Genomic DNA, 21,284 nt, shown 5'->3' on the forward strand with positions numbered 1-21,284 from the left:
CTACCTTCTAAGTTTTGGATCGAGCGCATCTCTAAGTGCATCACCAACAACATTAATACTCATAGCTGTTAAAAATATACAAACACCAGGTGGTATCCAAAGCCAAGGATAATGCTGCAATGTATATAAATTATTAACAACCTGTATCATATTTCCCCAAGAAGCAGTTGGAGCTATAACTCCAAGTCCTAAAAAGCTAAGTGCTGATTCAGTAAGTATATTGGAACCTACACCAAGAGTAGCAGTTACAATTATAGTAGGTAATGTATTAGGTAAAAGATGTTTAAACATTTTTCTTGTATCCTTAATACCAAGTGCTTCAGCTGCCTGCATATATTCTTGCTCCCTAAGGGATAACACTTCTCCACGTACAAGTCTGCAAAGAGAAGGCCAGCTAAGAAACGCTATAATAAACATTAACCATATAATTCTTGCGCCTGGGCTAACATGAAAATCTGACATCATAGCTCCCAAAACTATTAAAATTGGCAAGAAAGGTATACATAAGAATATATCAACTACTCTCATTATAATAGAATCCATTATTCCGCCGTAATATCCTGATATTACACCAAGTAAAGCCCCTAGTATAACTTCAATAATAACAGAAAATACACCAACAGCAATGGATATTCTTCCACCATACATAAGCCTTGTAAGTACATCTCTTCCAAGATCGTCAGTTCCTAACAAATGGTGTATATTAGGTGCTCCCTTCATAGCCGCGTAATCTATTCCATTTTCACCATATCCAGTCATAAAAGGTCCAACAACAGCAAATAAAACGATAAATACTATAATAAATAATCCAACAATAGCAAATTTGTTCTTTTTAAAATTATTCCAAACAATTTTACCAGGAGTTAAAACTTTTTCTTTTTGTTCTTTTTTTACATCAATTTTAGTTTCCATCTCAACCCCTCCTATTTAAGTTTTATCCTTGGATCAACTAATGCATAACAAACATCCGCCAATAGATTTCCAAGTAAAGTGAAAACAACCATAATCATATTTATACCCATCAAAACAGGATAATCCCTATCATTAATGGAAGTCACTGTAAGCTTACCAATTCCAGGCCATGCGAATATTTGCTCTGTAATTACAGCCCCAGAGAACAAAGTTCCAATGCTCATTCCAAGTATTGTGACTACTGGTATCATACCATTTCTAAGAGCATGCTTATATATAACTACTTTTTCCTTTAGTCCCTTTGATCTAGCAGTTCTTATATAATCCTGTTTTATTACTTCAAGCATACTCATTCTAACATACCTCATAAGACTTGAAACGTTAATTAAGGTTATAACTAAGCAAGGCAAAAACATATGCTGTGCAATATCAACTAAAAGTTTAAAACCTTTATAGTTCATACCCGCACTTGTCATTCCTGAAACTGGAAAAATACGCATATCAACAGCAAACCATTTCATTAAAAGAAGTCCCATAAAAAATGATGGTAATGATATACCTATAAGTGCGAAAACAGTAAAAGCAGAATCGAAAAATGAATACTGTTTTGTTGCAGATATAACTCCAATAGGAATGGCTATAATAGTAGAAATTATAAAAGCTACCAACTGAAGATAAAATGAATTCCAAATATATGTATTTAAAATATGAGAAACCGGCTGATTAAGTTTTACAGATTGTCCTAAATCGCCATGTAAAAAACCAACAAGCCAGTTTCATATTGTACTAATTTAGGCTCATCGAGATGATATAAATGCCTAAGTTGCGCAATCTTAACCGCAGACATATTAGGATGCGCTGCAACTAAAGAAGATACTGCATCCCCTGGAGCAAAAGTAAAAATCATAAATATTAAAAATGAAACTCCAATTAATACTGGTATCATTTGAAGCAGTCTTCGTGTTATGTACTGTCTCATTAAATTTCCTCCAATCCAAAACTATGCCCGACGGCTTATTCCGCCAGGCATATAAAGTTTATTTAATTTCTGCTTTTGACAAGTAATTAGTAAAATCTTTAAATGTTGTAGGTTCAATTCCAGTTATTTTTGAACTTATTGGATACATATCATTTCTTTCATATAAAGGTATTATTGGCATATCATCACTAAGTTGTTTATAAAGCTTCTTAAATACAGCTTTTCTTTTAGTCTTATCCAATTCTTTCAACTCTTGATTAGAAAGATCATCAATGTTTTTGTTAGAATACTGTTGATAATTTTGAATTCCATTTGTTTTAAAACTTGCCGATTGATCTGGATCAGCTGTAGTAAACCCTGTAGCCATAAATGTCATTTCAAAATCATGCGAAGTTGTCTTTGCTAGAACTTGTTTAAATTCCATAGGTTCAGCTACAAAATCAATTCCTATTTTTTTAAGATTTTCCTTTGCAACCGCAACAAATTTATCAGCTACAGTATTACCTGTAGATTGTAAAAAGTGTATTTGGAATTTCTTCCCATCTTTTGTTCTTATTCCATCAGAACCTTTTTTCCAGCCTGCTTCATCAAGAAGTTTATTAGCTTTATCTGGATCATATTTGTAATTTGTTATTCCTGATGCATCATATGCCCAAGAAACTACTGGCAAAGGCTGATTAATAACTTGTGCATATTTACCATATGCTGCCTTATCTATATTAGCTCTATCAAGACCATAAGCTAAAGCCCTACGAACTTTTACATCGCTAAACATTGGATTTTTATTATTAATGTAAAGCAATCCATATCCCCAAGTAGGATTTATGCGCATATTTATAAATCCTGCATCTGTAAGTTCGCTGACATTTTCTTCACTACAAACTGTAGATGAAGCTTCTATCATATCAACGCCGCCTGTCTTAATTTCCTGAATAGCTGTATCATCAGTAACGCTCTTAATCAATATATGTTTAATCTTAGGAGCCCCACCCCAATACTTATCATTAGCATCAAAGTCATATTCTTGACCATCTTTTTTAGATTTGAGCACCCAAGCTCCTGCTCCCACAGGGGCATTTTGAAGTGCATCTACAGCTGCATCATTTCCAGGTGCATAGTTTTTACCAAAATAATCTTTTGACATTATTAAAGTACTTGCAAGAGTATAAATTGCTGTGGCATTCTTTTGCTCAAGTGTAATTTTAACTGTCTTATCATCAACTACTTTTACTCCCTCAAGATCTTTTGAGGTTCCTTTATTGAAGGCTTCCCAACCTTTAATATAAGTTGTTGTAGGGTCAAACATTTTACCCTTATAACTAGGATCTAACAAATATTCAAAAGTAAACTTTACATCGTCAGCTTTTACTGGTGTACCATTACTGTACTTAGCTCCATCCTTTATTTTAAATGTGTAAGTCAATCCATCTGATGATACATTCCAACTTGCCATACCTGGTACTGGAGTACCATCATCAGCTATACTTCCAAGGGAACTATAGAGCATTTCACATAAATAATAGTTATACGAACTATCTGATAAATAAGGAATAAGGTTTCCTGCATCTGGTGATTGCATACCTATTACCATAGTATCCTTTCTAGCTTTAGCACTAGCAGGTAACTTACTAGTATCTGTTGCTTTTATAACTGTAGATGTTGCCTTTGTTAAATCTGTTTTCTTTTCATCATTTCCACTTGTTGTTGAGCTTGTTTGACCGCATGCAGTTAACAATACCGAAGCACTCATAACTGCTGCAAGTGCAGTAACTAAACTTTTTCTTTTCATGTTATTTCCCCCTTAAAATTTATAATAAATCTTTTTACAATATAAAACAAATTAAATTTAATTAACCAATATATTTAACATCTTTATATAATAATATATATTTGGGATGTATATTTATATGTATAATCATTAAAAATTACTTATGTAAAAATTAAATCTAAAATGTTTTTCATTTTTAATAATATTAATATTATCATTTTTCTTTTTTTTGGTCAACCCTACCAGATTGTCCTAAAACGTTTACAATTTATGACTTACTTATTTGATGATTATCATATTTGAATAAATACACTTTTCTTTTGCCCATACCAATGAAAGATTGTATACTTATATATTTACTATTTCCTCTACAAACATGATATTTCATGCACATCTTATTTAATATAAATTTAATTTCCTTGTTTTTACCATATACTTGTCTTTTATTATATTGCATAATTATTAATAAAAAAGAATAAAATATTTTTTATTAATATTTTTTTACATATTTTCTTACACCTCAATGATAAGTCTTTTATTTTATAGCCATAATTTTAACAAATTCTCAATTCTTATTTAATGAATTGCAAGATAATAAATAAATTCATAAATTCCTTAAAAAAAACTTTATTATTTCTCATATTAAACGCAATAAAATTATATATTTTTTACTCAAGCATTATATAATATTATAGATAATTTTATTTTAAAATATATTATGAGGAGTGAAGCTTATGAGCATTTTTAAAGGCTCTGCTGTTGCAATAATAACACCTTTCACTGATAATGGAGTAAACTTTAACAAACTGAAGGATTTACTCAACTGGCATATTGCCAATAATACAGATGCAATTGTCATATGTGGAACAAGTGGAGAAGCCTCAACAATGACCTTAGATGAAAAAAAGGAAACAATAAAATTTACTATAGATGTAGTAAACAAAAGGATCCCAGTAATTGCAGGCACAGGTAGTAACAATACTTCCGAGGCTGTTAAAATGAGCAAATTTGCAGAAGGTGCTGGTGCAGACGGTTTGCTTGTTATAACACCTTATTACAATAAGGCCACTCAAAAAGGTTTAATTGAGCATTTTAAAAAAATAAATGATAATGTAAATATTCCAATTATACTATATAATGTTCCTGGAAGAACAGGTGTAAATCTACTTCCAGACACTTTGTATAAAATGAGCAATTTAAAAAATATTATTGCAATAAAAGAGGCAAGCGGAAACATTAGTCAGATAGCCAAAATTAAAGCTTTATGTAGCGATAGATTTGATATATACTCTGGAAATGATGATCAAATCATACCTATACTGTCCTTAGGCGGAAAGGGTGTAATATCTGTTCTTGCAAACATCATTCCTGAAACAGTACATGATATGTGTATGCTATATCTGAATGGCAAAACCTCTGAAGCCTTAAAATTACAATTAGATTCTTTAGCCTTAATTAATAGTCTATTTATAGAGGTCAATCCCATACCTGTTAAAACAGCTATGAATCTTTTAGGAATGAATGTTGGCAGCCTAAGGCTTCCTCTATGCAGTATGGAAGATAAAAATCTTAATGTTTTAAAAAATGAATTAAAAAATTATGGTATATTATAATATAGGATGTTTATTTAACCAATAAATCTTAAAAATTATGGAGGTAATTTTATGACAAAAATTTTACTAAACGGATGCGGCGGGAAGATGGGGCATGCTGTGACAAATACTGCTAATAATAGAGATAATGTTTCAATTGCAGCTGGAATAGATAAATTTTCAAATGAAAACTTTTCTTACCCACTTTTTAAATCTATAGAAGAAGTAAATATTCCTTGTGATGTGCTTCTTGATTTTTCAAGACCAGATTCTCTTGATTCAATTTTAGATTACGCAGCTAAAAATAAAGTACCTATCGTTTTATGTACTACCGGATACTCTGATGAGCAGCTTGAAAAAATAAAAGATTTTAGCAAAGAACATGCAGTTTTTCGTTCTGCTAATATGTCTATCGGAATTAATGCACTTAATATAATTTTAAAAAAATTAAGTCAAATGCTTTATGATAATTATGATATCGAAATAATTGAAAAACACCACAATCAAAAAGTTGACTCCCCAAGTGGAACTGCAATTTTACTTGCGGATACAATTAAAAATTCTATAAGCAACGATAATATTTCATTTATAAATGGTAGAAGCGGCATAAGTCCTAAAAAACATAATGAAATTGGAATTCATGCTGTTAGAGGGGGCAGTATTGTTGGTGAGCATGAAATTTTGTTTGCAGGACAAGGTGAAACAATAGAACTTAAGCATACAGCGATTTCAAGAGAAGTTTTTGCAGTAGGTGCTATTAAAGCATGTAACTTTATGACTGGTAAAACTTCTGGTCTTTATGATATGGGAGATGTATTAGACATATAAAATCACAAAAATCATTTAAAGTTAAACGATGAGAAATAGAAGTTAAATTTTTATTTCTCATCCTTTCTCTATTCTAGCTTTTTTAAAGTCTATTATTCCAAATTTATCTGTGGTTAAACCTTTTATATAATTTTTTTTGCATCTTGTTATACTTAACTGATAAATAGGAATTATGGGCATATCCTCCATAAGTACACTTTCTGCTTTTCCCATCTCATCATACTTACTATTTTCTGTATTTTTAGTTTTAGCTTCCTCTACTAATGAATCATATTTAGGATTGCTATATCCTGACGTATTTTCCCCTCTTCCTGTTATGAAAGCGTCTAAAAATATCATTGGATCTGAATAATCAGAAACTATATCCTCCAAAGCCAGGGAATAATTCTTTTTTCCTACTTCCTCATTAAACTTTTTAGAATCATATCCTGACAATTTTACATCAATGTTCAAATTTTTCTTAAGCATATCCTTTATAGTTTTTGCTATAATATTATTGTTTCCTTCTTCAATATATAATAAGTTTAATTCAGGTACACTGTTTCCTTGTGTAGATTCATTTAAAAGGCTTTTGCCTGTTTTATATCGCCATCATTACTATAATACGCTTTACTAAATGTTTTACCATTATTATCCTTAATATCTAATGGAATTAAACTAACTGCTGCTTTTCCAGTTCCGCTTGAAATCTTATTTAATATTATATTTCTATTAATTCCTAAGGAAATTGCCCTTCTTAATTTCGAATCTGGAACTTTTTCTAAATTAACATTAAGATAACCTATCCCTTCAACTTGATATTCCTTTTCTTCACCATTTTTTATTAATTTATCAGTATCACTGCTAGGTGGGAAATCTATAACATCAATTTTTCCTTCTTTATAATTTTTATAATATTTTTTAGGATCTTTTTCAAAGGTAAATTTAAGACTTTCTAATTTAACATTCTTTTTATCCCAATAGTTTTTATTTTTTTTGAAAGTCATATTCTTATCTTTCTGCCATGAATTAATTACAAACGGTCCATTACTTATATTATTATCGATTTTACTTTCTACCATATCTTTTCTGAATGGCATAAAAGTTTGCGATGCGGTAATTGCTAAAAACTTAGAATTTGGGTTTTGAAGAAGTACATTTAATGTATACTTATCTACAGCTTTCACCCCAACTTTATCTTCTGATACTTTTCCCTTATTATAATCTTCACCATTTTTTATACAATATAATTTATATGCATATTTTGAACCTGTAGCTGGATTAAGTATTCTTTTCCATTGGTATTCAAAATCATTGGCTGTTACTTCTTTTCCATCAGACCATTTTGCATTTTTTTTTTTCTTATGAAAAAAGTATAATTAGTATATTCCTGAGAAATATTCCATTTTTCAGCTACACCATTTTCTATTTTATCCTTATCACCTAATCTTGTAAGACCTTCAAATACATTTTCAATTACATTATTTGCTTCTATAGAATAGTTAAACGCTGGATCCAATGATTGAGGTTCACTTGTTAAGTTATACGTAATGCTTTGTTTTTGTTCTTTCTTTTTATTTTTATTAATACTTTTGCAGGATGATAATTCTAATATAATAAATATTATCAAAAAAATTGAAATTACTTTTGATTTTGAAACTTTCAATTTTACACACCATCCTTTCTATAAAAAATAAATTTCGTCTATCTATTTTGTCCTAAATATATAAGTTTTATGATTATTTTTTTAAATAATCATATCTTTAAAATAAAGCAAAAATAATAAGCAGTACTTAAATTCTTATTAAGCACTACTTATTTTACTTATATTCTTAAAAGTTTTTATTAATCCACTTATCTATTCTATCAATACTGGTTTGTAATTCTTCCATGCTATATGCATACGAAATTCTAGCAAAGCCTTCCCCATTTTTACCAAAAGCGGAACCAGGTATTATTGCTACTTTTCCTTCCCTAAGCAGCCTATCACAAAATTCTTCACTTGATAAATTATATTTTTTTATACTAGGGAATATATAAAATGCACCTTTAGGAAGGCTCACTTCAAAACCTATATCCTTTAACGCTTTATATATGTAGTCTCTTCTTTTCTTAAATTCGTTTTTCATATATTCTACATCTTCAAGGCAATTTCTTAGTCCTTCATAAACACCATATTGGCATATTGATGGTGCACATGTAACAGCATATAAATGTGTTTTCATTATACCCTCCATAACCTCTCCGCTTGCACATATATATCCTATTCTAAGTCCAGTCATAGAAAAAGTTTTTGAAAATCCACTGACTAAAATAATCTTATCTCTAATATCACTATATTGCGCTATAGAATAATAATTATCCTCATAACATAAAGCACTATATATCTCATCAGTTACTACTAATATATCGTTATCTTTTATTATTTTATGTAATTTTTCTGCGCCTTCCTTATCAAGTATTGCTCCAGTAGGGTTGCATGGATATGACATAACTAATATTTTGGGTTTTTCTTTTGATATTATATCCTCAATTTGTTTATAATCTATTTCAAAATTTTCTCCCACTAAATCGTACTTTATAATGGTTGCACCATAAAGCTTAGCACAATTTAAATATGCTGGAAAAGCTGGATCTGGTACCATGACCTTGTCGCCAGAATTAATAATTGCAGCAAGTATGGACATTATACCTTCGCTTCCACCAACTGTAACACAAATTTCATCCCCACTATAATTTATATTAAAATTTTCAAGATACTTGCTTATTTCACTTCTAAGCTCTGGTATTCCAGGATTTGGAGTATACACAGTTTTATTCTCATTAAGTGCTTTAACAATTGCCTCTTTTATTTTGGGTGGAACTGGAAAATCTGGCTGCCCTAATGTCAAAGAAATTGCTCCTTTAACCTGTGGAACCTTATTGTGAAACTTTCTTATACCAGATGTTTCTATTGCCTGAACATTCCTAGATAATTTACTATTTTTCAAACTTATGACCCCCTAATATTCTATTCCTTTTCTTGCAGCTACTCCTTTTTCAAAATAATGTTTTATTGGTCTCATTTCAGTAACGAGATCCGCTTTATCTATTATTTTTGAAGGTGCATTTCTTCCTGTAAGAACTAATTCAACATTTTTAGGTTTTAAACTTATAAGCTTTAATATATCTTCTTCTCTTAAAAGGTTATTTTGTAAAACTCCCATAATTTCATCCATAATGAGAACATCACACTGTTTATTTTTTAAGACCTTAACGCAAAACTCATATGCTTTTCTTATTTCATCTTTTAGTTCTTCTTTTTGCTTATCATTTAAATTCCAAAAGAAGTCTCTTTCCCTCTCGAACCTAAATAATTTAAAATACGGTTCAAGTTTCTTTATGCTGGCCAGTTCACCTGTTGAGCTGCTTTTTAAGAATTGAACCATATATACTGTCATTCCATTTCCTACTGCCCTCATACCAAGTCCCAGCGCTGCTGTTGTCTTTCCTTTTCCATCACCAGTATATATCTCTATAAAGCCTTCTTCAATATTATTCATACTTAATCTTCCCTACATACTTTTTTAATTTGACAAGTTGCTTTTTTATGTATAATCATTATTAATTCAATACTATAGTGGGTATTTTAACTTATTAACTATAATTTATACAATATTTTTATATTTATATGATTATTTAATGATAAAATATAAACAGATATACATATATTATAGTTTACTAGTCTAAATGCGTGCATTAAGTTTAAGATTTTTTGTAGCGACAGCGGAGAAAAATCATCCTTCACTGTACTCTGTCCTCTGTACTTTGTACTCTGAGTTAAATTCCAGTTTGTCGAGATAAACTTGAAACTTATGATTTTTAAGTTCTAAGCTGCTCATTATATTAAGTGGGGTGATAATTTGATAAATTACATATGGTTTTTATTCATAGTTTTTGGCGCTATATTTGGCATTATAAGTGGTAGAGGAGAAGCTTTATCAAAGGCTATAGTAAATTCTTCTGGTTCTACTGTCGAACTTGTAATATCACTTGCTGGAATAATGTGCTTATGGTGCGGAGTTATGAGAATCGCACAACAAAGCGGACTTACGGACAAGCTATCAAAGATATTAAGACCAATATTAAAGTTGATTTTTAGAGAATCCAGTAAAAATGATAATGTTATGGGACCAATGATAATGAATATAACTTCTAATATGATGGGGCTTGGCAATGCAGCAACGCCTTTTGGCATAAAGACTATGCAGGAAATGGAGAAAGAAAACCGAAACAATGGAACAGCAACTAATGATATGGCAAAATTTCTTGTGCTTAATGCAGCATGTATTCAATTTGTTCCAACTACAGTTTTATCTGTGAGAGCGGCTTGTGGGTCAAAAAATCCAGCTATTATAATCCCGTCAGCTATTGCAACGTCGGTTACGGCGGCAGTACTTGGGATAATTTACTGCAAAATACTAGAGAGATATTTTTAATAGTTCACAGTGCACAGTTCACAATTTACAGTGAAGGATGATTTATCTTCCTCTCGTCAGATAAATCTAAAATTATATAAAAAACTGATATGATGTTCCAGTAGGCTGAATGAACGCAATAAAGCATTATATCAAAATGGCGTCAGCAATAAGTTTTAGATTTTCTGTAGAGAAACGGAAGAAAATCATCCTAAACTGTGCATTGTGAACTGTGAATTGATTGGGGGGATTAATTTGGATTATATTATAAAAGCCTTGATTCCAATTATAATAGTTACAATAGTTTTATATGGAATGCTTAAAGGAGTAAAGGTTTATGAGTGCTTTGTTGAAGGAGCAAAAGATGGAATTAAGATATGTATTAATATATTTCCATACTTATTGGCTATGATTTTAGCAGTTACTATATTTAGAGAGTCAAATGCTATGAATTATGTTATAGATTTTGTTAGACCAGCAGCAGAACTTGTTGGTTTTCCACCGGAACTTGTACCTCTTGCTATAATAAAGCCATTGTCAGGGAGTGGAGCATTAGGAGTTTTTGCAGAAGTGTTAAAAAAATATGGGGCTGATTCGTATATAGGCGTTGTAGCTTCTATAATGATGGGATCAACAGAAACAATTTTTTATACAATAACCGTTTATTATGGCGCTGTAAAAATAAAAAAAATAAGACATACACTTTGGGCTGCTATAATGGCAGATATGAGTGCACTCATAATGGCAACTGTAATGGCTAAGTTCATAGTATTTTAATTAGGTTTTGTTTTAAATGAGTGTTGTAAAGCAGAGACTTTAATTGAAATTTATTATACCAAGGTATATTATGTTATTTAATGTAAAGTATGTAATAGTAGCGTTATAACTTAGGAGATGAAAGAATGGAGAAGAGCTTAAAACAAATCAAAATGGAAGTAACCAAAGTTTTAACTATTATTTTTTCGGTCACTTATCTTATGGGAATAATATTATTTTTGGTGTATAAAAATTTAGATAAATCTGCTGGTCAATATTTTGCTTTAGTTCAAATGCTTTACCCAGCGTTTGCGGCTATTTGTATGAAATTATATTATGAAAAGAGTAATATGCCCAAAGAACTTATCAAATTTTTTAAAGAGTATATTGCATTTTTTATATTGTGTATAGTTATTTTAATTGTTGGAATTTTTGCATATAGGAAATATGTAGAGTTAGTATTAAACATGGTAGTGGGAATATTTAGCTTGATTGCTTTTGTTAAAATTATAGATGACAAGAATAAATATTTTGAAAGAATAAGCATGATATTAAGAAAAAATATAAAAATTACTATGTTGTTATCATTAGCTTTTATTGTAATTAGATTAATTGAAGTTGGAACTTCGGGAGTAATCTGTGGATTTTCAAGCAGAGAAATAAAAAATGTTATAATTACTATTTCTTTTTTACCAATAAGCCTATTAATAGGTATTGTAGCAGCTTTTATGCCATATTTTGGTGAGGAGTTAGGTTGGAGGGGATATCTCCAGCCAAGGCTTCAAGTTTTATTTGGTAAAAAGGTTGGGATTGTTGTGCTGGGAGTAATATGGGGGATGTGGCATTTACCGCTGTGTATTACATTGTATGGACCTAAAACACCTGTCTATAGCATAATATCATATCCTTTTTTTTGCACATTTCTTGCTATATTTTTTGGTTTTGTATATATGAAAACAGGAAATTTGTGGTCAACAATAATTCTTCATATAATAAATAATTCTTTAGCTTCAGGAGCTAACGGAGGACAATATGCTCAAGTATTAACATTAAAAGATTTAGTAATAGGAATAGCAATAGAAGGTGTTTTATTTGTACCATTCATATTTACTAAAGAATACAAGAATAATGAAATTAACAAAGTTTCTCAATCATTATAAAATGAGTGGCGATTATAGGTAGTAAATATTTTTTTACAAGAGGAATTTAAACTTTTTATCTAATGTCTATATATAAAGAAGAAGAGGTTTATGAGCCTCTTCTTTATTGTAAGTTGGTGTTCAAACTAAAAGTTTCTTTAAGCAGTTCATCTCCGCTAATTAGATTATCTAGTTTTGGAAGGGATATACCTAAGGTTTCCTTTAAAACATCCTCTACGGTTTCAACAGCCTTAATCTCAAGACTGTCTTTTACTTCAGAAGGAATGTCCTTTAAATCAACTAAATTATCCTTTGGTATTAATACTTTTTTTATTCCAGCTCTATCAGCAGCTATGAGCTTTTCTTTTAATCCGCCTATAGGTAATACAGCACCTCTTAAGGTTATTTCACCAGTCATTGCAAGTTTTGAATCTACTTTTATTCCAGTTGTAAGGGATGCAAGAGCAGTAAACATTGTTATTCCGGCAGAAGGACCATCTTTTGGTACAGAGCCAGAAGGAACATGAATATGAATGTCTTTTTCCTTAAAATTAAAACTATTTAAAGGAAGTCTTGATTTTAAAAGACTTAAGGAAATTCTTGCTGATTCTTTCATTACATCTCCAAGTTGTCCTGTCAATATAGTTTGTCCACTACCGGGCATGTGAGTTGCTTCAATGAATAATATTTCACCACCAACAGATGTCCAGGCAAGTCCTGTTACAACACCAGGAGGGTTATCATTTTGAGCTTTTTCATGGTTAGAAACTTGTCTACCTAGCAGCTTAACAAGATCTTGTTTTTTTACTAAAAAAGTATCATTTATTTCTCCTAAAGCAATTTTTTCGGAGGCAACTCTTGCAATGGCCGCTATTTGCTTCTTTAATCCTCTTACTCCCGCTTCTAAAGTATAGTCACTTATTATACTTTTTAATGCTGAATCATCTATGCTTAAGTTATCAGGTGTAAGTCCATGATCTTTGAGTACCTCGGGAACTAAATGCTCTTTTGCAATGTGGAACTTTTCATTTGCAGTATAACTTGAAATTTCAATAATTTCCATTCTATCTAGAAGTGGACGAGGTATGCCGCTTAGTGAATTAGCTGTAGCTATAAAAAATATATTTGACAAATCATAAGGAGCGTCAAGGTAGTGATCTGTAAATGTATCATTTTGCTCTGGATCGAGAACTTCAAGTAAAGCACTAGCAGGATCACCATTATAATCACTTGTGAGCTTATCAACTTCATCTAATACTATAACAGGATTTTTTTCGCCGGCTTTTTTTATGCTTTGGATTATTCTCCCTGGCATTGCTCCCACATAAGTTCTTCTGTGTCCTCTTATCTCAGCTTCATCTCTTACTCCACCAAGGCTTAATCTTATATATTTTCTTTGGAGAACTTCTGCAATACTCTTTCCAAGGCTTGTCTTACCAGTTCCAGGAGGACCTACAAGTAGAAGAATAGAACCACTTTTATCTTTTCTTAGCTTCATAACAGCAAGATGTTGAATTATTCTTTCTTTAACCTTTTCCAGTCCATAATGTTGTTTATTTAAAATAGCCTTAGCTTCATTCAAATCAATGTCCTTTTCTTCTGGATTTTTCCAAGGAAGTTGTACTAACAAATCTAAATAGTTTTTTATTATACTGTAATCAGAATTACTTGGATTTTGATTTTTAAGTTTATTAAGTTCATCCATAGCTATTTCTTTTATATCATCTGGCATTCCAGAAGCTTCAATCTTATCTAAGTAGTCTGTGTCCTTTGAGGAAGCTTTATTTCCATTTTCATTTAGTTCACTTTGTATTGCCTTTAGTTGTTCTCTCAAAACAGATTCTCTGTAACGTTTATTAGCCTTTTCGGAAAGTTTTTCTGCAACTTCAAATTTAAATTTAATTGATTCTTTTTCCTTTAAGAGGTAATCCAGAAAGTTTAGGCTTCTTCCTTTTAAAGATTGAATGCTTAAAAATTTATATTTTTGTTCTAAAGAAAGGGGCATAAATTGTGATATATAGCCTATTAATTTGTTAATATGTTTTATCTTATTTATTTTATCAAGATATACTTCGGCTCCATTAAAATTCTTTGCTAGTTCATTAATGGTTTTTTTGATAGAGGAAAGCATTTCGTTTATGCTGGCTTGTGATAAGTCTATAATATCAGATGCTTTTTCGTATTCACCCATAATAAATCCATTTTGAAATTGAAGCGATGTTACGCTTACACGATCAAGTACTTTAATCTTTAAATCGTGACCTTTAAATGTTTTTTCTATATTTAAAATCTTGAAAGTAACTCCAATTTTATAAAAATCATCTTCCGATAGATTATCAAATTTGTTTTTTAAAGAAAGTGCTATATTTGAAGTATTTTCATTGCCTAAATAATTTAACGATACTTTATTAAGATTATTTAACTTTAATGTATATTCCATACCCGGCAGCAAAACGATGTCTAAAATTGGGATGATTATTGCTAAATTTATATTTTCCATAATTATTTCTCCTTTCTTAAACTTTAAATGAATATTCATTTAATAATTATTAAAATTTTAGTAAACAATTTGTAATTCATAGATGTTAAATAACTAAGGCGTCTTGAATAATTTTTATTAACTCCTCTAATAGTTTCAATTTTTTATCGATACCAATACACTTATTCATGCATATAGATTTTACAGGAGAAAATATTAAGGAGATAATTGTATTATTGCTATAATCTTTAATAATTTTATTTTTCTTTATCTTGTCTAGTAAATTATCAAAATCTTTTGTACTTTTTTGTGCTTTACAGCTATTTGTTAAAGCGGGACAACTAGAAAATTGTTCTACGAATAAGAATATTTCTTTATTATCTTTTATATAATTATAGTAACTTTTTATAAGAGTGTCTATAAGTTCTAAGCCTGTCATGTGTTCTGAAACCTTATTTAGCAAATGATTTAGTATTTCTTCAGAGTATTCAAAGTAAATTTCATGAAGCATTATATCTTTATTTTTGTAATAAACATATACTGTAGCAGGTGATACTTCTGCTTCCTTTGCTATTTTAGAAATAGATGTACCGTGAAAGCCTTCTTCTAGTATTAATTTAATTACTGCTCTTTTTATATTTTCCTGCTTTTTGTCGTCCTTCTTTCTCATTTGCCCACCTCTTTATACATATAATAAATGATCATTCGTTTATTGTCAATAGAAAAAATTTATTTAAAAATGATAATTTTTAGCGTATTATTATAAATAAACCTAAAGTGTTGGAGGAATAGCAATGAAAGTTAAGTTAACTATATTAGAAAGTAGATGCCGAGGAGGATACCATAAAGCTGGAGATACTTATATTGTAGAGGATATTTGCCCTTCTATATGTCATGAGCTGTGGCAATGTATATATCCAAGTGTTTATGTACTATTAAATAATGGAGAATTAGATTATGGCAGCACAAGAGAAAAGAAATTTCAATTTAGATGTCCAGACCAAGGAAGAGTTTTGATTCAAGGAGAGGTTATTAATGAAAGTGAGTCGGAATTATGAAATTTAAAAGAAATAGATCAATATATGGATTAATCATAGTAGTTATAATTATATTTGGAATATACTCAAAAAGAGTTAATAATTTTATTCCTGATTCTTTGAATGATTACTTAGGGGATTCACTTTGGGCAGTAATGATTTTCTTTGGATTTGCTTTTATTTTTAAGGATATGGACACGAAGAAGATTGCATTAAGTTCAATATTATTTTGTTATATTATTGAACTCAGCCAATTATATCATGCTAATTGGATAGATGATATAAGAAGGACAACTTTAGGTGGGTTAATATTAGGATATACATTTTCCTGGAGTGACTTAATAGCTTATGCTGTAGGGATAGGTACAGCTGTAGTTTTTGAAATGATTTTGAAAAAATATTGTACGTAAGGATATAGAGAAGGTGTTTTTGTGAAAATTTTATATGGTACAAAAAATCCAGCAAAAATCAAATACATGAAAAAAATACTTGAAGGACTGGATATACAATTACTCAGTTTAAATGATATAAATTTAGATACTCAAAATATAGATGAAAGCGGAAACAATCCATTAGATTCGCTTTCTGTAGATATAAATTCCAGGAAAATACTACATAGATATTATAACGGTTTAAATAAAATCTAATAAATATTAGAGCCAAAATTTTAAAATTATAGGAACTTTCAATAACTTGCTATTTGCTTATTTTGTTTTAAGTCTCTTAAGATTTTAGCTCCTAGATTTATGAACTTTATTTAATGTTATAAAACACTATTGCTTAGCCAGCTGCTTTAGGTGTAACGTTAAAGTCTTTTTCTCCAGATGCAGTTCTAGCCCTTATTCTTAAGGTGTTTCCTACGCCTGTGTTATATAGCGCTTCTCTCAAATCAGTTACAGTTTTGACATCTTTTCCATTCATAGAAAGAATAATGTCACCTTTTCTTATTCCAGCATTATAGGCACCACTTCCACTTGATACGCTATAAATGTAAATACCTCTATCAAAGGTTGTATTTAAATATCCGGACATTGATTTGTCGAACCCAACTATTCCTATTACTGGTGTAGTAAAACTCCCAGTTGCTTTTATACTTTTTAATACTGGCTTAATTATATTAGTTGGTACAGAAAAACCTATTCCTTCTGCACTTGTAATTTTAGCTGAATTTACACCTATGACGTTCCCATTTATATTTACAAGAGGTCCACCACTATTTCCAGGATTAATTGAAGCATCTGTTTGAAGCAAATCCTCCATGAAAGTTCCTTCACTAACTTCTATAGTTCTATTTACGGCACTTATAATTCCGGAAGTGACAGTTCTTTGGAAGTTTAAGCCTAATGGATTGCCTATAGCTATAGCATTTTCACCTACTTTAACTTTTGAAGAATCTCCAAATTTTACGGTAGGAAGATTTGCAGCATTTATTTTGATTATGGAAAGATCTAAGCCTGCTTGAGCCCATACTGGTTTTGCGGAGATATCTTTTCCATTGTACAGCGAGACAGTGATGGTTTTACTGTCTGCATTGGCAACATGATTGTTTGTAAGTATGTAACCATTACTATCAATTATCATTCCAGAACCTACACCTTGTACTGTATTACCGTTATTATCAACATAAGTCGCAGTGATACTTACTACTGAAGGTATTACTTTTTCAGCAGCAGTTGTTATTTGCGAGCCAGCTGAGGAAGTAGCATTTTGAGCATTTGCAGTTTCTTTATTATTATTAATTTTAGAAGTAGTAGTTTTGCAGCCAGTAAGTCCAGAGACAAGTAAAGCGTTTATTAAAAATGTACTAATTATTAATTTGAATTTTTTCATGACATCACCACCATTATTTTTTATTATTTTTTCACAAATGTACAAATAATATTCTTGCTTAGAAATTGATATCTATGTGGTGTTTACACAATAAAGCAGTTGGTATAAAATGATTGAAAAGGAAATTGAATAAAATAAGTTATTTTATACGAGGTGTTGTAAAAATGTATTATGGAGAAAAAGTTTGCTTAAGGGCTTATAAAGAAGAGGATATAAAGGTGGCAGCAGAACTTGTAAATGATGAGGAGCTTAAAAGATTTTTGACTCCAAGAATTCCATTTCCAATAAGTCCATGGGAGGAAGAGGATTGGATAAAATCTCAAAAAGGAAATCAAAGTGGACAGTTTAATTTTGCAATAGAAGATATGAAAACAAAAAAATATATTGGAGGCTGTGGTATTCAAGACGTAAACTGGCTTGCTCGTACAGCTACAGTTGGAATTATGATTGGAGATAAAGATTACTGGGGAAAAGGTTATGGAACTGATGCAATGAAGATTCTTATAAAGTTTATTTTTGAAAACATGAATATTAACAAAATAAAGTTAAGTACATTTTCATTCAATGAAAGAGCTAAAAAATGCTATGAAAAATGTGGATTTAAAGTAGAGGGCATTCTAAAAGATGAGATATTTAAGGATGGAAAATACTATGATGAAGTACTTATGGCAGTATTTAGAGAGGAATTTCAAGAATAGGTGATGTTATTATGATAAGTGTGGTCAGAGCAAATACGAATGAGGCATATGAAATTAAAAAGTTGTTATGGAAAAAACAATTCACAATAATGGAGGAAAATAAGTGTATTATGGAAAAAAGGTATGCCTGAGGGCGTACAAAGAAGAAGATATAAAGTTAGCAGCTAAATATATTAATGATGAAGAAATGATGAAATACTATGAGGATGAGATACCTTTTCCTGTAACCTTGTGGGAAAAGGAGAAATTAATAAAATCTAAAGGTGGTATTGGAGAATATAATTTTGCAATTGAAGATAGGGAAACTAGAAAGTATATTGGAGAATGTAACATTCAAAAAGTTAATTTAATTACAAGGACAGCCTTAGTTGGAATTATGATTGGAGATAGAGAATACTGGGGCCAGGGCTATGGAACGGATGCAATGAGGGTGCTTTTGAAATTTATTTTTCAAAAAATATGAATATGCACAAAGTAAAGCTAAGGGTCTTTTCGTTTAATGAAAGAGCAATAAAATCCTATGAAAAGTGCGGCTTTAAAGTGGAAGGTATTTTAAAAGATGAGATATTTAAGGATGGAAAGTATTATGATGAAGTGCTTATGGCGGTTTTTGAAAAGGAGTTTAACCAATAATTCTCTTGCAATATTTTCATAAATTGCGAAGCTTAAAGTGGCTGAAGTTAGTATACTTTTAATTTTTCCTCTATATATTGAATTTGATATTTATATTTAATTATGATAAAATTAAACAATAATTTTTAATTTTTAGGAGGAAGAAATAAATGGAATCTGACCCCGATCCTGCTACTATAGTTCCGCAATTAATTCTAATTGCAATATTAACATTAATAAATGCTTTTTTCTCTTCAGCAGAAATGGCAATTGTATCTCTGAATAAAACGAAGTTAAAGCTTTTAGTTGAGGAAGGAAATAAAAAAGCACAATTACTAGAAAAGTTAACTGAGGAACCAACTAAATTTTTATCGACTGTTCAAGTAGGAATTACTTTGGCAGGATTTTTTTCTAGTGCATCTGCAGCTACAGGACTTTCTAATACATTTGGTAGTTATTTGGAAAAAGTACATGTTCCGTATGCAAATCAAATTTCCTTAATTGTTGTAACGATTATTTTATCTTATTTTACACTTGTATTTGGTGAATTATTTCCAAAGAGAGTTGCACTTCAAAAATCAGAGAAAATTGCTATGGCATCCGCAAGGCCAATACTTTTTGTTTCGAAAATTGCAGTGCCTTTTGTTAAATTACTTTCAGCTTCTACTAATATTCTTATAAGAATTGTTGGCATGAATAGTAGTGATTTAGAAGAAAAGGTTTCGATAGAGGAAATAAGATCTGTTGTTGAGGCTGGTCAGGAATATGGCGTAATAAATGAAACTGAAAAAGAGATGATTAATAGCATTTTTGAGTTTGACGATAGAACTGCAGAAGAAGTTATGACACCAAGAACAGAGGTATATTTAATTAATATTGACAAGCCACTTACAGAATATTTGGATGAACTTCTTGAAGAAAAGTATTCTAGAATACCAGTTTTTCAAGATGACAGTGATAATATAATTGGTATTTTATATATGAAGGATTTTATGATTGAAGCACGTAAGGTTGGATTTGAAAATGTAGATATAAAGAGCATTCTCCATCAAGCCTATTTTGTGCCAGAAAGAAAAAATATAGACGAGCTATTTAAGGAACTCCAAAGTTCTAAAAAGCACATGGCTATATTAATAGATGAATATGGGGGCTTTTCTGGAATAGTAACTATAGAGGATTTAATAGAAGAAGTAATGGGCAATATTAATGATGAATATGATGAAGATGAGCCTAATATAAGAAAAGTTGATAATAACACATATATAGTTGATGGCATACTTCCTGTAAGGGAATTAAATGAAAAAATTCATTTAGAGTTAGATGAGGATTCTGAAGATTATGATACTTTAGGTGGTCTTTTAATTAAGCTTATGGGACATATACCAGAAGGTGAAGAAGAAAATGTTATTGAATATGAAAATATTAAATTTAAAATAGAAGAAGTTAAAGAAAAAAGAATAGAAAAAGTTAAAGTTTATATAGAAAAATAAAATACTATAAGGTTATTGACTCAACTATTAATTTATACATGTCTCATAATGTCCTGGATATATTATTTTGAAATGTGTATAAATTAAATTTCAGTACGGTAACCATTTAATTAAGGCTGGATATAAAGGAGGTCACAATGTTTAAATATAATGTTGAACCTATAAAATAAATTTCAGTCTTTATTTTTATATATAATTAATAAAAATATTGGAGGGTAATTATGGCGAGTAGGGAAATATTATTATTAGGAAATAAAAATTTATATAAGACTTGCAGTGAAATTTCAAAAGGTGAAATAGATAAAGCAAAGCAAGTAGTAGAGGATTTACATGATACTATAATGGAATTTAGAAAAGAGCATGGCTTTGGAAGAGCAATAGCTGCACCACAGATAGATGAACCATTTAGAATAATATATATGTATTATAATGAAAAATCTATAGCATTTATAAATCCTAGACTTGAGTTTGATGAAGATGATAAATTTGAAATGTGGGATGACTGTATGAGTTTTCCGGGACTAGAAGTAAAGGTATTAAGGCAGAAGAAATGTACGGTTTATTATAAAAATCTAGAGTGGAAGGATTGCAGGCTGGAATGTACAGGAGATTTATCTGAACTTTTGCAGCATGAATACGATCATTTAGATGGAATATTAGCTGTTCAAAGAGCTATTGATGATAAGTCCTTTAGAATTAACAAGGATAAGCTCGGAAAGGATTAAAAA

General features: G+C 30.3%; 21 protein-coding genes and 3 pseudogenes. 13 read left to right on the top strand and 11 right to left on the bottom strand.

The features are described from left to right. The 3 genes and pseudogenes from opp4C to AGR56_RS03180 form a co-directional block, all read right to left on the bottom strand. Positions 1-912 (bottom strand): oligopeptide ABC transporter permease, encoded by a 912-nt coding sequence (gene opp4C / locus AGR56_RS03170; protein WP_053241106.1) that lies wholly within the window; start codon positions 910-912, stop codon positions 1-3. An 11-nt stretch (positions 913-923) separates the two neighbouring features. After that, positions 924-1,891 (bottom strand): annotated as a pseudogene (locus AGR56_RS03175) (ABC transporter permease). A 58-nt stretch (positions 1,892-1,949) separates the two neighbouring features. Then, complete coding sequence (locus tag AGR56_RS03180) at positions 1,950-3,680, bottom strand: ABC transporter substrate-binding protein (RefSeq protein ID WP_053241107.1); 1,731 nt, start codon at positions 3,678-3,680, stop codon at positions 1,950-1,952. 713 nt (positions 3,681-4,393) lie between these two features. Between AGR56_RS03180 and dapA the strand changes: the two genes are divergently transcribed. Then, positions 4,394-5,272 carry a 4-hydroxy-tetrahydrodipicolinate synthase gene (dapA, locus tag AGR56_RS03185; protein ID WP_053241108.1) on the top strand — a complete coding sequence of 293 codons (879 nt, stop codon included), beginning with the start codon at positions 4,394-4,396 and terminating at the stop codon, positions 5,270-5,272. Positions 5,273-5,323: 51 nt separating this feature from the next. Next, the gene (gene dapB, locus AGR56_RS03190) at positions 5,324-6,079 is read left to right on the top strand and encodes a 4-hydroxy-tetrahydrodipicolinate reductase (RefSeq protein WP_053241109.1); all 756 of its coding nucleotides are present in this window, start codon (positions 5,324-5,326) and stop codon (positions 6,077-6,079) included. A gap of 57 nt (positions 6,080-6,136) precedes the next feature. Here dapB and AGR56_RS03195 read toward each other — a convergent pair. The 5 genes and pseudogenes from AGR56_RS03195 to AGR56_RS03215 all read right to left on the bottom strand — a co-directional run. Next, positions 6,137-6,604, bottom strand: a pseudogene (locus AGR56_RS03195) (peptide ABC transporter substrate-binding protein); the annotation flags it as partial. Between the two features lie 35 nt (positions 6,605-6,639). Continuing rightward, positions 6,640-7,356: pseudogene (locus tag AGR56_RS03200) on the bottom strand (ABC transporter substrate-binding protein); the annotation flags it as partial. 23 nt (positions 7,357-7,379) lie between these two features. Further along, entirely contained in the window at positions 7,380-7,724 is a 345-nt protein-coding gene (locus AGR56_RS03205) for a hypothetical protein (RefSeq protein WP_053241112.1), read from the bottom strand. 166 nt (positions 7,725-7,890) lie between these two features. Next, a complete protein-coding gene (locus AGR56_RS03210; protein ID WP_053241113.1) occupies positions 7,891-9,048 on the bottom strand; it encodes an aminotransferase class I/II-fold pyridoxal phosphate-dependent enzyme in 1,158 nt (385 codons plus the stop codon). A 12-nt stretch (positions 9,049-9,060) separates the two neighbouring features. Beyond that, on the bottom strand, positions 9,061-9,600 hold the full coding sequence (locus AGR56_RS03215; RefSeq protein WP_053241114.1) for a cob(I)yrinic acid a,c-diamide adenosyltransferase: 540 nt from the start codon (positions 9,598-9,600) through the stop codon (positions 9,061-9,063). A 360-nt stretch (positions 9,601-9,960) separates the two neighbouring features. Between AGR56_RS03215 and AGR56_RS03220 the strand changes: the two genes are divergently transcribed. The 3 genes from AGR56_RS03220 (at position 9,961) to AGR56_RS03230 (ending at position 12,431) form a co-directional block, all read left to right on the top strand. Continuing rightward, a complete protein-coding gene (locus AGR56_RS03220; RefSeq protein WP_053241115.1) occupies positions 9,961-10,536 on the top strand; it encodes a nucleoside recognition domain-containing protein in 576 nt (191 codons plus the stop codon). Positions 10,537-10,770: 234 nt separating this feature from the next. After that, on the top strand, positions 10,771-11,292 hold the full coding sequence (locus tag AGR56_RS03225; protein ID WP_053241116.1) for a spore maturation protein: 522 nt from the start codon (positions 10,771-10,773) through the stop codon (positions 11,290-11,292). 125 nt (positions 11,293-11,417) lie between these two features. Continuing rightward, on the top strand, positions 11,418-12,431 hold the full coding sequence (locus tag AGR56_RS03230) for a CPBP family intramembrane glutamic endopeptidase (protein ID WP_053241117.1): 1,014 nt from the start codon (positions 11,418-11,420) through the stop codon (positions 12,429-12,431). A 103-nt stretch (positions 12,432-12,534) separates the two neighbouring features. On the opposite strand, the gene lon is transcribed toward AGR56_RS03230, so the two are convergent. Further along, positions 12,535-14,910, bottom strand: a complete 2,376-nt coding sequence (gene lon / locus AGR56_RS03235) for an endopeptidase La (RefSeq protein ID WP_053241118.1) — start codon at positions 14,908-14,910, stop codon at positions 12,535-12,537. An 85-nt stretch (positions 14,911-14,995) separates the two neighbouring features. After that, positions 14,996-15,559: a TetR/AcrR family transcriptional regulator gene (locus AGR56_RS03240; RefSeq protein WP_053241119.1), complete on the bottom strand. Its 564-nt coding sequence runs from the start codon at positions 15,557-15,559 to the stop codon at positions 14,996-14,998. A 124-nt stretch (positions 15,560-15,683) separates the two neighbouring features. Here AGR56_RS03240 and AGR56_RS03245 point away from each other — a divergent pair, with 124 nt between their 5' ends. Genes AGR56_RS03245 through AGR56_RS03255 form a run of 3 tightly spaced genes read left to right on the top strand, consistent with a single transcriptional unit; the run spans position 15,684 to position 16,573 of the window. Further along, positions 15,684-15,947 (top strand): TIGR04076 family protein, encoded by a 264-nt coding sequence (locus AGR56_RS03245; protein ID WP_053241120.1) that lies wholly within the window; start codon positions 15,684-15,686, stop codon positions 15,945-15,947. Continuing rightward, entirely contained in the window at positions 15,944-16,336 is a 393-nt protein-coding gene (locus AGR56_RS03250; protein WP_053241121.1) for a DUF2809 domain-containing protein, read from the top strand. Before AGR56_RS03245 ends, AGR56_RS03250 begins: the two co-directional genes overlap by 4 nt. A 21-nt stretch (positions 16,337-16,357) precedes the next feature. Continuing rightward, positions 16,358-16,573 (top strand): hypothetical protein, encoded by a 216-nt coding sequence (locus AGR56_RS03255; protein ID WP_053241122.1) that lies wholly within the window; start codon positions 16,358-16,360, stop codon positions 16,571-16,573. Positions 16,574-16,706: 133 nt separating this feature from the next. Here AGR56_RS03255 and AGR56_RS03260 read toward each other — a convergent pair whose 3' ends face one another. Beyond that, a complete protein-coding gene (locus AGR56_RS03260; protein ID WP_053241123.1) occupies positions 16,707-17,756 on the bottom strand; it encodes a trypsin-like peptidase domain-containing protein in 1,050 nt (349 codons plus the stop codon). A gap of 125 nt (positions 17,757-17,881) precedes the next feature. On the opposite strand from AGR56_RS03260, the gene AGR56_RS03265 reads away from it, so the two are divergent. The 5 genes from AGR56_RS03265 (at position 17,882) to AGR56_RS03280 (ending at position 21,281) form a co-directional block, all read left to right on the top strand. After that, entirely contained in the window at positions 17,882-18,454 is a 573-nt protein-coding gene (locus AGR56_RS03265; RefSeq protein WP_347460379.1) for a GNAT family protein, read from the top strand. A gap of 103 nt (positions 18,455-18,557) precedes the next feature. Next, complete coding sequence (locus AGR56_RS03270; protein ID WP_278279565.1) at positions 18,558-18,917, top strand: GNAT family N-acetyltransferase; 360 nt, start codon at positions 18,558-18,560, stop codon at positions 18,915-18,917. Further along, positions 18,914-19,087: a GNAT family protein gene (locus AGR56_RS22545; RefSeq protein WP_278279566.1), complete on the top strand. Its 174-nt coding sequence runs from the start codon at positions 18,914-18,916 to the stop codon at positions 19,085-19,087. Before AGR56_RS03270 ends, AGR56_RS22545 begins: the two co-directional genes overlap by 4 nt. Before the next feature lie 149 nt (positions 19,088-19,236). Continuing rightward, complete coding sequence (locus AGR56_RS03275) at positions 19,237-20,556, top strand: hemolysin family protein (protein WP_053241125.1); 1,320 nt, start codon at positions 19,237-19,239, stop codon at positions 20,554-20,556. A gap of 221 nt (positions 20,557-20,777) precedes the next feature. Beyond that, a complete protein-coding gene (locus AGR56_RS03280; protein ID WP_053241126.1) occupies positions 20,778-21,281 on the top strand; it encodes a peptide deformylase in 504 nt (167 codons plus the stop codon). Positions 21,282-21,284 lie beyond the last annotated feature (3 nt).

It is taken from the genome of Clostridium sp. DMHC 10, assembly GCF_001270375.1.
Classification (GTDB): Bacteria; Bacillota; Clostridia; order Clostridiales; family Clostridiaceae; genus Clostridium_S; species Clostridium_S guangxiense.

Bases quoted from the DNA above. Each gene is read 5' to 3' on its own strand.
- AGR56_RS03180 (WP_053241107.1), bottom strand. From the start codon at position 3,680: ATGAAAAGAAAAAGTTTAGTTACTGCACTTGCAGCAGTTATGAGTGCT.
- AGR56_RS03260 (WP_053241123.1), bottom strand. From the start codon at position 17,756: ATGAAAAAATTCAAATTAATAATTAGTACATTTTTAATAAACGCTTTA.
- AGR56_RS03245 (WP_053241120.1), top strand. From the start codon at position 15,684: ATGAAAGTTAAGTTAACTATATTAGAAAGTAGATGCCGAGGAGGATAC.
- AGR56_RS03280 (WP_053241126.1), top strand. From the start codon at position 20,778: ATGGCGAGTAGGGAAATATTATTATTAGGAAATAAAAATTTATATAAG.
- opp4C (WP_053241106.1), bottom strand. From the start codon at position 912: ATGGAAACTAAAATTGATGTAAAAAAAGAACAAAAAGAAAAAGTTTTA.
- AGR56_RS03275 (WP_053241125.1), top strand. From the start codon at position 19,237: ATGGAATCTGACCCCGATCCTGCTACTATAGTTCCGCAATTAATTCTA.
- AGR56_RS03250 (WP_053241121.1), top strand. From the start codon at position 15,944: ATGAAATTTAAAAGAAATAGATCAATATATGGATTAATCATAGTAGTT.
- dapB (WP_053241109.1), top strand. From the start codon at position 5,324: ATGACAAAAATTTTACTAAACGGATGCGGCGGGAAGATGGGGCATGCT.
- lon (WP_053241118.1), bottom strand. From the start codon at position 14,910: ATGGAAAATATAAATTTAGCAATAATCATCCCAATTTTAGACATCGTT.
- AGR56_RS22545 (WP_278279566.1), top strand. From the start codon at position 18,914: ATGAATATGCACAAAGTAAAGCTAAGGGTCTTTTCGTTTAATGAAAGA.
- AGR56_RS03215 (WP_053241114.1), bottom strand. From the start codon at position 9,600: ATGAATAATATTGAAGAAGGCTTTATAGAGATATATACTGGTGATGGA.
- dapA (WP_053241108.1), top strand. From the start codon at position 4,394: ATGAGCATTTTTAAAGGCTCTGCTGTTGCAATAATAACACCTTTCACT.
- AGR56_RS03230 (WP_053241117.1), top strand. From the start codon at position 11,418: ATGGAGAAGAGCTTAAAACAAATCAAAATGGAAGTAACCAAAGTTTTA.
- AGR56_RS03240 (WP_053241119.1), bottom strand. From the start codon at position 15,559: ATGAGAAAGAAGGACGACAAAAAGCAGGAAAATATAAAAAGAGCAGTA.